This window comes from Exiguobacterium oxidotolerans JCM 12280, from assembly GCF_000702625.1.
In the GTDB taxonomy this organism is placed as follows: Bacteria; Bacillota; Bacilli; order Exiguobacteriales; family Exiguobacteriaceae; genus Exiguobacterium_A; species Exiguobacterium_A oxidotolerans.
On record NZ_JNIS01000001.1, the window covers coordinates 2,112,386 to 2,125,216 of the forward strand.

General features: G+C 44.7%; 11 protein-coding genes. 6 read left to right on the forward strand and 5 right to left on the reverse strand.

Annotated features, from left to right (window positions below; translation table 11 throughout):
* Window positions 1-33: 33 nt before the first annotated feature.
* Together P403_RS0110680 and P403_RS0110685 are read right to left on the reverse strand one after the other, a co-directional pair.
* On the reverse strand, window positions 34-231 hold the full coding sequence (locus tag P403_RS0110680) for a hypothetical protein (RefSeq protein ID WP_029332631.1): 198 nt from the start codon (window positions 229-231) through the stop codon (window positions 34-36).
* A 108-nt stretch (window positions 232-339) separates the two neighbouring features.
* Complete coding sequence (locus tag P403_RS0110685) at window positions 340-879, reverse strand: gamma carbonic anhydrase family protein (protein WP_029332632.1); 540 nt, start codon at window positions 877-879, stop codon at window positions 340-342.
* A gap of 127 nt (window positions 880-1,006) precedes the next feature.
* On the opposite strand from P403_RS0110685, the gene ade reads away from it, so the two are divergent.
* Both ade and P403_RS0110695 read left to right on the forward strand, forming a co-directional pair.
* Window positions 1,007-2,743 (forward strand): adenine deaminase, encoded by a 1,737-nt coding sequence (gene ade, locus P403_RS0110690; RefSeq protein ID WP_029332633.1) that lies wholly within the window; start codon window positions 1,007-1,009, stop codon window positions 2,741-2,743.
* Between the two features lie 248 nt (window positions 2,744-2,991).
* On the forward strand, window positions 2,992-3,249 hold the full coding sequence (locus P403_RS0110695) for a hypothetical protein (protein WP_029332634.1): 258 nt from the start codon (window positions 2,992-2,994) through the stop codon (window positions 3,247-3,249).
* A 98-nt stretch (window positions 3,250-3,347) separates the two neighbouring features.
* On the opposite strand, the gene P403_RS0110700 is transcribed toward P403_RS0110695, so the two are convergent.
* On the reverse strand, window positions 3,348-4,982 hold the full coding sequence (locus P403_RS0110700) for a peptide ABC transporter substrate-binding protein (protein WP_029332635.1): 1,635 nt from the start codon (window positions 4,980-4,982) through the stop codon (window positions 3,348-3,350).
* 109 nt (window positions 4,983-5,091) lie between these two features.
* Window positions 5,092-5,775 carry an MgtC/SapB family protein gene (locus P403_RS0110705; RefSeq protein ID WP_029332636.1) on the reverse strand — a complete coding sequence of 228 codons (684 nt, stop codon included), beginning with the start codon at window positions 5,773-5,775 and terminating at the stop codon, window positions 5,092-5,094.
* A 114-nt stretch (window positions 5,776-5,889) separates the two neighbouring features.
* On the opposite strand from P403_RS0110705, the gene P403_RS0110710 reads away from it, so the two are divergent.
* Window positions 5,890-7,287: a basic amino acid/polyamine antiporter gene (locus P403_RS0110710; protein ID WP_200872419.1), complete on the forward strand. Its 1,398-nt coding sequence runs from the start codon at window positions 5,890-5,892 to the stop codon at window positions 7,285-7,287.
* A 56-nt stretch (window positions 7,288-7,343) separates the two neighbouring features.
* Here the strand turns inward: P403_RS0110710 and P403_RS0110715 are convergent, their stop codons facing one another.
* Window positions 7,344-9,383, reverse strand: coding sequence for a sensor domain-containing protein (locus P403_RS0110715; protein WP_029332638.1), 2,040 nt, complete (start codon window positions 9,381-9,383; stop codon window positions 7,344-7,346).
* Between the two features lie 206 nt (window positions 9,384-9,589).
* Here P403_RS0110715 and P403_RS0110720 point away from each other — a divergent pair, with 206 nt between their 5' ends.
* The 3 genes from P403_RS0110720 (at window position 9,590) to nagE (ending at window position 12,782) form a co-directional block, all read left to right on the forward strand.
* Complete coding sequence (locus P403_RS0110720) at window positions 9,590-10,792, forward strand: ornithine--oxo-acid transaminase (RefSeq protein WP_029332639.1); 1,203 nt, start codon at window positions 9,590-9,592, stop codon at window positions 10,790-10,792.
* A gap of 117 nt (window positions 10,793-10,909) precedes the next feature.
* Window positions 10,910-11,107, forward strand: coding sequence for a CsbD family protein (locus P403_RS0110725; protein ID WP_029332640.1), 198 nt, complete (start codon window positions 10,910-10,912; stop codon window positions 11,105-11,107).
* A gap of 160 nt (window positions 11,108-11,267) precedes the next feature.
* On the forward strand, window positions 11,268-12,782 hold the full coding sequence (nagE, locus tag P403_RS0110730; protein ID WP_029332641.1) for an N-acetylglucosamine-specific PTS transporter subunit IIBC: 1,515 nt from the start codon (window positions 11,268-11,270) through the stop codon (window positions 12,780-12,782).
* The last annotated feature ends 49 nt before the right edge of the window (window positions 12,783-12,831 follow it).

Consider the following 12,831-nt stretch of genomic DNA (forward strand, 5'->3'; position numbering starts at 1 on the left):
TAGCGAGCCAAGCGCGAACAGTGTTTTGCTGAATCATACACGTTCTTCCTCTCTTGGTTGAGTTGTTCCTGAACTCAAAGATTTTTGCTCGGCATCATTAACAATACGCTGTTGGACTTCAATCGTCAACCAATCTGCTTCGTGTTCAGGTAATGTAGGAAGACCGTAACTTGGATTGCTCGTCGATAAAAATAAATCAGACATCCATCGCTCTTCGAATAATGGAATCATCTCATATCCCCCTCAATCTCGATTCATGTGCTACACCTTTAGTGTACGCGCAACATGTAAACGAACGAGAGGGGAAATGTTAAAAACAGGTGAACTTTGTAAACGTTTTCACAAGGTTGTCATATCTTCAGATACTGGTACGCAATCAGCAGCGTACTGTTGTCCGCGCTTGATATATTTTTTGACCGTCCGTTCCATGATGAACCGGTCGTGATCATTGATTTCGCGAATGACTTTTGCAGGGACGCCCATGACAAGTGAATTCGGAGGGACGACCATCTTAGGTGGAACGAGACTACCGGCAGCGACGAACGAACCTGTTCCGATTTCTGCTTCGTCTAAAATCGTTGCGGACATGCCGATTAATGCGCCTTTTCGAATGATGCCCCCGTGAATCATGGCCATATGCCCAATCGTGACATCATCTTCGATAATCGTTGAGTATTCCTCATATTGATGAATCATTGAACCATCTTGAATGTTAACCCGCTCCCCGATGGAGATGAGCCCTTCATCTCCGCGGATGACGGTGTTGAACCAGACACTTGAATCTTTCCCGATTTCGACTTCACCGATGACTTTTGCACCGTCTGCGATATATACGCTTGGATCGACCTTTGGAATTAAGTTTCCGACACGATACTTCATGATTGCTTGTCCTCACTTTCGATTAAGAATTACCTCTTTTATCTTGAACTCCCGAAAAATAAATTGCAACTGCTTACAATCTAATTGTAAGATGGTAAAAATACCGGTCATTATAGGAGGATATAGGATGGATACTACAGTTCGGGCAAGACTTATCGCGATTGCGGCGAAAAAACAGAAAGCGGCAATTGTCTATCAAGGCATTCAGGTCATTGACGTGATGACACGTGAGACCTATCAAGCGGATGTCGCAATCGACTCAGGCTACATCGCAGCCGTTGGGGACGGTTATGAAGGGGAAGAGAACATTGATGGAACGGATCAATATATCGCACCGAGTTTCATCGATGGACACGTCCATATCGAATCTTCGATGGTGACGCCGAGTGAATATGAACAAGCCATCTTACCGCTCGGAGTGACGACGGTGATCGCCGATCCGCACGAAATTGCTAACGTCAAAGGTGCAGACGGTCTACAGTTCATGTTAGATGATGCGGAACAGCTTCGTCTTGATGTACGGATGATGTTACCGAGCTGTGTTCCGGCGACGTCGTTCGAACACGCAGGGGCGTCGTTAAAGGCAGCCGACTTAGCGCCGTTCGTCAATCATCCGGGTGTCCATGGATTAGGGGAAGTGATGGATTACCCGGCGGTCGAACGTGCCGATGCGGACATGCTACAGAAAATCGAGCAGATTGAAGCAGCAGGGAAGCTCGTTGATGGTCATGCAGCAGGTCTTGGTGCACGTGAAGTCAACATCTACGGAGTTGCCGGCATTCGGACGGACCATGAAGCGGTTACGAAAGAAGAAGCGCTCATACGTGCACGCAGAGGGCTGTATGTCGAAGTCCGTGAAGGATCGGCAGCCCGAAATTTAAAAGAAGTACTGGATGCCGTAACAGAAAGCAATGCGAGTCGCTTCTTATTCTGTACAGACGATAAGCATTTGGATGATACATTACGTGAGGGAACGATCGACTACAACGTGCGTTATGCAATCGAACATGGGATTAAATGGGAAACGGCATATGCGATGGCATCACTCCATGCAGCAAATGCCTATGCATTACAAGATCGCGGGGCAATCGTCCCAGGACGCCGGGCGGATTATGTTCTTTTGACGGATCCTGATCGTGTAGTGATTCGTGAAGTGTTCGTGAAAGGCGAGCCGGTCGCTCGAGATGGTAAAACAATCATTACGTCTCCGAAAGTAACGGTCCCACCTAATTTGCGCGGTGAATTAAAAACGAAAGAAATCACGGACACAGTGTTTGAACTGCCACTCGCGCACCCGAAAGCAAATGTTATCGGAGTTATTCCGAAAAGCATTGTTACGAATCATCTCGTGTTGGATGTGCCCGTCGTCGATGGAATGTTTGTGCAGGATACAGCGCAAGATTTATTAAAGATTGCTGTCATCGAACGCCATAACGGAACAGACTTCTCAGCAGTTGGCATCGTCCAAGGCTTCGGTATGAAACGTGGAGCGATTGCCGCGACGGTCGCCCATGATTCACATAACCTCGTCATCGTCGGTACTTCAGATGCGGAGATGAAGCTTGCAGCAGAGCGTCTCGTTAAAGCGGGAGGAGGCGTCATCGCGGTCAAAGGTGAGGATGTCTTGGCAGAACTGCCACTTGAGATCGCCGGTTTGATGACGAGTCGTCCGTTCGAGGAAGTCGGAGCTACGTTAGAAAAGTTAAACGATGCGCTGGATGTATTAGAAGCGGATCGTTCATTCAATCCGTATTTGACGATGTCGTTCCTTTGCCTACCCGTCATTCCGAATTTGAAATTGACGGACAGTGGACTGTTTGACGTCAAAACCTTCCAACATATTAAGACACAGGCGCTAAGATAAAGAAACCCGGATTAAAAAAGGTGAACACTCACTACGACTAGTGTTCACCTGCTTTATTGATTTCCTTCCCGCCTCAAATCCCATCATTCCTTTACATTTGTTATTGAATCTTAATATTTTTCAAGTTGAATCATTATCTGATCCTTGTTATAGTTGTTTTTATATCATCTGTGAAAAACATCACTTTCAGTGAAACTTTTTAACCCTTGATTCGTAAAATATAAAAGAAAAAAGAAAGGAAGGATAGTATGGATAAATCGTATTTTGAAGGACATGAAGAACTGATTGCTTGCGTCTATCGCTCGTTCATCGACCAATTTCATGAGTTACCAGAGCGACGACGAACAAAACGTCAACTGCGAAACCTTGCATTTTCTGTCATCCGTCAAGCAGGTCCGACCTATCAAGAGCGAACGGTGTTGTATGAATTTTTCGCCGAGTTTTTCAGAGCAGTAGAAGAAGGACAGCATGAAAAAATTGAATTCTATAAACAAATCGCACAGTAAAGACCCCAGACGGCTCCGGCAGAAGGGGTCTTTGTTGTTTTACAAAATAAAAAAATCCAAAAACCCACCGGAATGGATTTTTGGATTGCAGATATTGTTTACTTAACTTCCATCCATTTAAAGCTCATGTCAGCACCAAATGGGTGGCGGTATAATTTGTCGATGTTAGCCCGTTGTAAGTAAGCTTCACCTTTTTGATAGATTGGAGCAATTGCATAATCTTCTGCGAGAAGCATTTTTTCAGCTTCTTGAAGATCAGACCAACGTTTTGCTTCATCTGTTTCTTTCTTCGCATCTTTAACAAGTTGATCAAACTCTTTATTCGAGTAGTTCATCCGGTTAAAGCTTCCGTCCGTTAACCACATGTCGAGGAACGTCATTGGATCCTGGTAATCAGGGCCCCAGCCGGCAGCGGAGATGTCATAGTCACCTTTTGACTCAAGGTCAAGGAAGTTTTTGAACGGTTGTTGCTTGATTTTGACCGTCAAGCCAGGCAAGTTCTTCTCGAGGTCACCTTTTAAGAATTCAGATACCTTTTTAAAGGCATCCTCATCTCGTGAAAGCATATCGAGTTCAACTGTTTTAACACCTAACTCTTTTAGACCGGCCTCCCAGGCTTTTTTCGCCTCTGCAGCGTCAAAGCTTTGAAGGTCTGGGTATTTCGCGCGGAAGTCTTCGCCGTCCGGTGTGAACGTGAAATCTTTTGCGACGATGAAGTTCGCAGGTTCTGATCCATCGTTCAGGATGACATCTGTGATGCCTTGCTTCTCGAAACCAAGCGCAAGAGCTTTACGGATGTTCTCATTTTGGAGTGCTTTATTTTTCTGGTTGAAGCGTAAGAAATTGATCCGTGCGTCTGGACGTGTTTTGTAGTCTTCTGACTGTTCGTATTGTGAAACGAATTCAGAAGTAATCGGTGCGAAATCAACTTCTTTTGACTCGAATAAGTTGACGCCGGTCGAGATTTCTTTTACGACCTTCACGTCGATCTTATCCATTTTGACGTTTGCTTTGTCCCAGTAATCTGGATTCTTTTTGTATGTCCATCCGGCGTTCGATTGCCAATCTGACAAGATAAAAGGTCCATTGAAGTTCATTGATTCAACATTCATCGCGAATTTGTCGCCTTTTTCTTCGACGAATGATTGCTTAAGTGGTAAGTACGTAGGGAAACTCGTCAAACCAAGGAAATACGGTGCAGGTGCTTCGAGCTGAACTTCGAGCGTTTGGTCGTCGATTTTTTTGACGCCGAGTTCGTCGAGTTCTGCTTCACCCGCCATGATTTTATTGGCGTTCTTTAAATCCTGTAAGATGTACGCATATTCAGCACCTGTTTTCGGATCAAGTGCACGTTTCCATGAGTAAATGAAATCATCCGCTGTGACGGATGAACCATCCGACCACTTTGCGTCTTTCCGTAGTTTGAAGGTATATGTTTGTTTATCATCGGATACTTCAACACTTTCAGCCATCCCAGGCGTTGGTTTATTTTCACCATCCAGACGATAAAGGCCTTCGAATACGTTGTTTGTCACGATGATTGATGTCGAGTCCGTCGTTTTCGTTGGATCGAGTTGTGGGACATCCGTTGTAGAGATGAATGTCACTTCTTGTTTTTTGTTACCATCTGATGACGAGCTACCGTTCGATTCATTATCCTGACCACAAGCTGCTACTGCGAGTAGCGCCATGCTCGATAAGCCAGCAAAGGCGATTTTAGTCTGTTTCTTCATGTGAAAAATGACCCCCCCGATTAATTTAAAGTAATTTCAGAAAAGTTTGAACATAATGTAAATTTAAGTGAAAATGAATGAAAATGCAACATAAATTTTCTGATAATTCTCACTGGTCGAGGTCTATTTGCTCAATTCCGAGCGATTTCAAGTAGTCATAAAGTATGAAAATCGTGACACGGTGAGGCGAGTACATCCGTAATGTCAATTGCTGTGGCGTGCCACGTAAACGAATATTCGTAATCCGGACGCCCCGTTGTTCGAGCGCTTTTTTAACCGTCTCTGCATCGAGGGTTTCCGGTAAAGTCAAATGAGCGACGATGACGTTTGCTTCAAACCGGCTGTTGTTGAATCGTTTCATGATCCAGGTGATACTTTCGAGCGAAACGAATAGAAAAAGTACGAGAAAGCTTGACTCAATAATGAATCCTGCACCGACGGCAATCCCGATGCCGCTCGCCGCCCAGATAATTGCTGCTGTCGTCAAACCACTGACGATATCATGTGGACGTCGGAGGATGACGCCGGCTCCAATGAATCCAATTCCGGCGACGATTTGGGCGACGATTCGCATCGGATCCATTTGGACATGAGAGGCAATATCTTCATAAAAAATAACGGAGTTGATTGAAACGATGGTTAACAGGCAACTGATCAGGGTAATTACGAGGCTAGTACGTATACCAACTGGCTTGTTTTTGACTTCACGTTCGAATCCGATAATGGTTCCAAATGTTGCGGCAATCATTAATTTATATAAGTCTTCTAGTTGGAACGAATGCACCCATGCCATCATCATCAAATCCTTTCTTTACATTGAAGTGGGTTTTGTTATAATGAACTTTGTGTCTTCGAATGAATATACGTTTGATATGAATAGATATACAGATTTGGAGGAAGTGTTTACATCATGAATCAACAAAAGATTGGTTTTTTTGCATTAGCAGCAATGGTCATCGGTTCGATGGTTGGAGGGGGTGCCTTTAACCTGCCAGGAGCGATGGCTCAAAAAGCAAGTGCTGGTCCGATTTTAATCGGTTGGAGCATCACAGGACTTGGTATGATTATGTTGGCATTAGTCTTTCAACACTTGGCGAATAGTAAGCCGGAGCTTGAAGGTGGTATTTATGCGTATGCACGAGAAGGCTTCGGTCGTTTCGTTGGTTTCAATAGCGCTTGGGGATACTGGGTATCCGCCTGGATCGGTACCGTTGCGAATATCACGTTAGTCTTTAACGCACTCAGTTATTTCTTCCCGATTTTTTCAGCGGAAAATCGACTATTTTTATTGATGATGAGTGTCGTCGTCGTGTGGGGACTATTTTGGATTGTCTCGAGTGGGATTAAAGAAGCAACACTCGTTAACTTGATTACGACAATCGCTAAGCTTGTCCCCATCCTAATCTTCATTCTGCTCGTCGGGATTGCGTTTAATGTACGCACGTTCAATCTCAATTTTTGGGGAGAGGGAACGGAGCTTGGATCGATTTTTGAACAAGTGAAGGGAACGATGCTTGTCACGCTTTGGGCATTCGTCGGGATTGAAGGAGCCGTCGTCTTATCGTCGCGTGCGAATAAGCGGAGTGATGTCGGTAAGGCGACCGTGACAGGTCTCATCGGCGTACTCGTCATTTACATCTTGATTTCAGTGTTATCACTCGGTGTCTTGACGCAAGAGCAACTAGCCGGATTAAATGAACCGACGATGGCGTATGTCTTGGAAGCCGCGATCGGACCGGTCGGTGCAACCATCATCATGATTGGATTAATTATCTCGTTGTCGGGTGCTTTGCTCGGTTGGACGATTTTAGCATCAGAGATTTCCTATCTTGTCGCAAAAGATGGAGCTTTTCCAAGAGTGTTCGCGAAGACGAACCGGAACGGAGCACCCGTCGGCGCATTGCTTATCACACAAATTGCGACACAACTCGTTGCGGCGGTTGCTTTGTTCTCGGCCCAAACGTATCTTGTTTTATCAAGTATTGCCGGGATTTGTGCACTTTTACCGTACTTGTTGTCGGCAGTCTATAGTGTTCGTTTCTCTAAAGCGGAACGCAATACGAAGATGTTGATTTTCTCTATTATTGCTTCCTTCTATTCGATTTGGCTCGTTTATGCGTCGGGTATTTGGTACATCGTCATTGCAGCATTGGTTTATGCTCCAGGTATCATTGCCTACTCGTTAGCAGAACGTGAGCAAAAACGTAGTGGTATGTCACGTTACGAGATGATTGCGAGCGGTGTGCTCGTAATTTTAGCGGGGATCGCCATTTATGGTATGGTCGCTGGTCAAATCCAGTTGTAATCGTAAAAAAGGGCTGACTTTTGAGTCAGCCCTTTTTATATTTTCAACAAGCGATATCAGCTAGTTGAGGAATTAAATCGTTTGTCGACCTCATCGACGGATAAAGGTTTTGCGAAGATGAATCCTTGCATCTGTTGACATGACGTTGTTTTTAGATACGCTTCAGCGCTGGAAGTTTCGACTCCTTCCGCAACTAAATTAAGGTTCAAATTCCGACCTAGTTGAATAATGGAATCTAATAATCCTACATTTCCAACGTCAATCCCATCAATAAAAGTTTTGTCGATTTTGAGTTCATCAATCGGAAAAGCACTTAAATATTGAAGTGAAGAATAACCTGTTCCGAAATCATCGATGGACAGGCGGAAACCGAGTGACTTGATCAATTGCATCCGTTCGAGTGTTCGCTGTGTTTGTAGGATGGCGATGTTTTCTGTCATCTCAAGCGTCACTGAGCGAGGCGAGATTATTTTATTTGAAATCAAGTGTTGGAGCGTCCGGATAAAGGAATCGCTTTGGAACTGGTGGGGGGAAATGTTGATGGCCATCGTCAGCTTAGGGTCAATCGTCTGTTGCCACTCGGCTAATTGTTCGCACGCCTCGAGGACGACCCAGTTATTGATGGGGGTGATGAGTGCTGCTTCTTCGGCAAGCGGAATGAACTCAGCCGGCGGAATACTTCCAAGTGCTGTATGATTCCAACGCAGCAATGCCTCGAAGCCGTTCACACGTCTCGTTTTCAAGTTGATGATGGGCTGATAAGCGAGTGAGAACGCGCCATCTTCTAAAGCTGTAAATAAAGAACGTTCAAGCTGTACTTTTCGTGTAAATTGTTGATCCATTTCATGTGTTAAATATTGAATCGTTCCTGTTCCGACAGCTTTTCCTGAGTACAATGCCATTTCTGATCTCCGGAATAAGTCTTCGAGTGAACTGGCCTCTGACGGATAGAGCGTGATTCCGAATGTACAGGAAATGATTAACGAATGACCATTAATGTAGTAAGGGCGTTGAATGACTTGTTGGAGCTTACGGACGAGTTGGAATAACGTATTTCTGTCGGAAGCGGGAATGAGTAGGCCGAATAAGTCACTCGTCGGATGAAAGGTTAAGGTACCTTCCGTCTGCTGTGAGAGACGAAGGGCTAGTGCTTGTAAAAGTTGATCACCGATGTGCGTTCCGAACGAATCATTGATGACTTTGAAACGATCGATATCAAATAAGATTAAAGCGAGTGGCTGAGTGGGTGAAGCGTGATCGAACATCGTTGCACCTTCTCTTAAAAATCCACGTCGATTGAGTAAATGCGTCATTTCGTTATGGTGGACTAGAAAATCAAGTTCCTCTTCAAGACGGGTTGTTTCGGTCACATCAGTCCCGATAAATAAGTGTTGGAACCGGACACCGTCCGCATCATAAATCGGAATAAGTGTCGCTTGGAGAAACTTTCTTTCGGACGATGACGTTTCGATCGGCATTTTTCCGGACCAGGCTTTTTTTTGTTTGATTTGCGAGCGGATGGTCATCAATACTTCGTTTTCGGCTGCACTGAGCAACTGCGTCCAAGGACGCTTGATGAGCTGATTCGGACAAAAACCTGTGAAATCGACCATGTTGGCGTTAGCGTAAGTGATAGTCCCCCGTGCATCCAAAACGAGGACACAAGCGATTTGATCAAACGCGTAGCGTAAGTCCATCAATCCTTGAAAGAGCGGTTTCGTGTCGGATTGTTGAGCGGTTGAAGGGAGGCTACAAAAAGAAGCACCTATGACGTATTCATCGTTATCGTCAAACAATGGTGTGATTAACATTGTCGCGGTCATGCTTGTACCTGTTTTGTGTAAAAAATACGTGTTCGGAAGTTGAATGACCTGGCGACGTTCTAAAAACGATCTCCAAATCTGTTCACTAAAAGCAACGTCTTCCGGATTTAATAACGGGAGTGTTCGACCTAACACTTCATCTGCAGACCATCCCCAATAGTCTTCAGCCGAAGGGTTCCAGATACGAACGGTTAAATCCAGATTTAAGATGAAGGCAGGTAAGGGGAACTTACTCATGACGACTTCATAGGAATCAATGGTCGAACGGTCCATTACATGCACACTCCTTGTTACGCAAATTGATAGTTCAGTTGTCTTGTCTATTCCCAATATATTCAATCAACATGCAGATAAACATATATTCAATCAACATGCAGATAAACCCTTTTGGATGTTTAACTTTTGTATGAAGATTATTTTGAGGAATCTGTTATAATCGATTTGAAAGCGTTTTCTAAAGAGTCAAAGGGGGACTATTTATGAATCAAACAGAAAAAATTATTCAACAGACAGAGCAGTTCGGGGCACATAACTATCATCCACTTCCAATCGTCATTTCAGAAGCGGAAGGTGTCTTCGTCAAAGATCCAGAAGGACGTCAGTATATGGATATGCTCAGTGCTTACTCAGCCGTCAATCAAGGGCATCGTCATCCTAAAATCATCGAAGCTTTAAAACGCCAGGCTGATAAGATTACGTTGACATCACGTGCGTTCCATAATGATCAGTTAGGTTTCTTCTATGAAAAAGTAGCGAAGTTGACGAATAAAGATATGGTTCTACCCATGAACACCGGTGCAGAAGCTGTCGAAACAGCAGTGAAGGCTGCACGACGTTGGGCGTATGAAGTAAAACAAGTTCCGGGCGACGCAGAGATTATCGTGTGCGAAGGAAACTTCCACGGGCGGACGATGACTGCTGTTTCCATGTCGACGGAAGCAGAATACCAACGCGGGTTTGGACCACTGTTACCTGGAATCAAAACGATTCCGTATGGTGACCTGGAAGCCTTAAAAGGTGCAATTACTGAAAACACGGCAGCCTTCATCGTTGAGCCGATTCAAGGGGAAGCGGGAATCTTGATTCCGTACGATGGTTTCTTAAAAGACGCGCAAGCTGTCTGTAAAGAGCAGAACGTCCTGCTCGTGGCTGACGAAATCCAATCAGGTCTCGGACGTTCAGGTAAGTGGTTTGCTTCGGATTGGGACGAAGTGACGCCAGACATGTATATTCTCGGAAAAGCACTAGGCGGCGGAGTATTCCCGATTTCATGTGTAGCGGCAAATCGCGACGTGCTGAATGTCTTTAATCCAGGCTCGCATGGCTCGACATTTGGTGGAAATCCATTAGCATGTGCCGTCTCGGTTGCTTCGTTAGAAGTGCTCGAAGATGAAAAATTACCTGAGCGGTCGCTTGAACTCGGAACGTACTTCATGGAAAAATTAAAACAAATCAACAACCCGATCATTAAAGAAGTCCGTGGACGTGGACTCTTCATCGGAGTTGAATTGACAGAAGCGGCTCGTCCATATTGTGAAGCATTAAAGGAAAAAGGACTGCTTTGTAAAGAAACGCATGAGACGGTCATTCGTTTTGCACCACCACTCGTCATCACGAAAGAAGAGCTCGACTGGGCCTTTGAACGAATCGAACAAGTATTAGGCGCCTCGGTAACGCAATAATTGATAGATCAAGACTTCCTGGTCGATTATGACGGGAAGTCTTTTTCTTTTTTATGTTTGATTCTTTTGGAGATGGGAAAATACTAATATTCGCATAAAAAATAGGGGGTAATGAATATGTCAGAAAACAGTGGTTTGAATAAAAAGCTCGATGGTGCAGTCGATAAAGCAGCAGGTAAAGCAAAAGAGGCACTTGGTAAAGCGACAGGGGATAAATCAACAGAACGTGATGGGAAGAAAGATCAATTAAAAGGTGGCGCGAAAAAGACAGTCGGGAATGCCCAGCAAAATCTTGAGGATACGAATCGTCATTAATGCGTGACCGTAAGTACCCGAACGTTCGGGTACTTTTTTTATGAATAAATTTGTATAAAGGTCTAGTCATTTAGATGTTTATATGAAATAATGACAGTTGTAAAAGCGTTTTCATTGATTCGTCAGCAATTGTTTTTTTACTTAAGAAAGGATGAAGTGTATGTTGCAATTTCTTCAACGGATTGGTAAAGCTTTAATGCTGCCAATCGCCGTATTACCAGCCGCAGGGATTGTCTTACGACTCGGATCGGCAGACATGCTGGATATCCCATTGATGGTAGCAGCGGGAGGGGCAATTTTTGATAACTTGCCGCTTATCTTTGCGATTGGTGTCGCAATCGGACTTTCGATTGATGCCAGTGGGGCAGCTGGATTAGCTGGGGCAGTCGGTTATCTCGTTTTAAAAAATGGTGTTGATTCCATGAACAAAGATTATTCCAATGCCCAAATTCAAGCAAAGTATGATGCGATAGCAGCCATTGTCAATGATTCCTCGACGAAAGCAGACGGTGCGACCTTGAGTGCGATTGCGAATCAGGCGAGTCTTGGTTCGATGGTCAACATGGCAGTCTTTGGCGGAATCATTGCCGGGATTACAGCCGGTTTGCTTTACAATCGTTTTTATAACATTAAACTCCCGGATTGGTTGGCATTCTTTGGTGGAAGACGGTTCGTTCCGATCATCACCTCTGCTGTAATGCTCGTTTTAGCTTTTATCTTTGGTTACTTATGGCCGTTCATCGAAGATGGGATCAATGGTGCCGGAGAATGGATGGTCAGCCTCGGAGCAGGCGGTGCCGCACTGTTTGGATTCTTCAACCGTCTCTTGATTCCTGTCGGTCTGCATCATGTCTTAAACAATATTTTTTGGTTCGTCTTCGGTTCGTATGAAAAAGCAGACGGGACGATCGTCAATGGAGACATCGCTCGTTTCTTTGCCGGAGATCCGACAGCGGGTATCTATCAGGCTGGTTTCTTCCCGATTATGATGTTTGCACTTCCGGCAGCTGCTGCTGCGATGGTCATGGCAGCACGGAAAGAAAATCGGAAAGCTGTTGCCGGAGCGATGATTGGTTTAGGATTGACTTCGTTCCTAACGGGGATTACGGAGCCGATTGAGTTTTCATTCATGTTCCTTTCACCCGTCTTGTACGTCATGCATGCCGTTTTGACAGGTCTTTCGATGGCCGTCGTCAATTTGCTTGGCATCTTACATGGGTTCTCGTTCTCAGCAGGGTTCATTGATTATGCCTTGAATTTTGGAATTGCTACAAAACCGTTGTTGCTGATTCCGGTTGGTCTCGCGTTCGCGGTCATCTATTACTTCCTGTTCTACTTCATGATTACGAAGTTTGATTTAAAAACACCAGGTCGTGAAGATGAATCGCTCGTAACAGACACGGGTATCGTAACAGGGGTTTCAGATGATAAGTATGAGCAACAAGCAGCAAAAATCTTTGCAGGTCTACAAGGTACGGATAATGTGACGGCGATTGATAATTGTGCGACACGTTTACGTTTACAAGTCAAAGATACAAGTGTAATTGATGAAGCAGCGATTAAAGCCGCTGGTGCAAAAGGTGTCATGAAGATGGGGGCGACAAACGTCCAAATCATCATCGGGACAGATGTTGAATTCGTCGCGGATGCCATGAAACGTCACAAAAATAAGTAAACAAAAGACCAGCGCTCATGAGCGCTGGTCTTTTGTTTTGAAGGGAGAT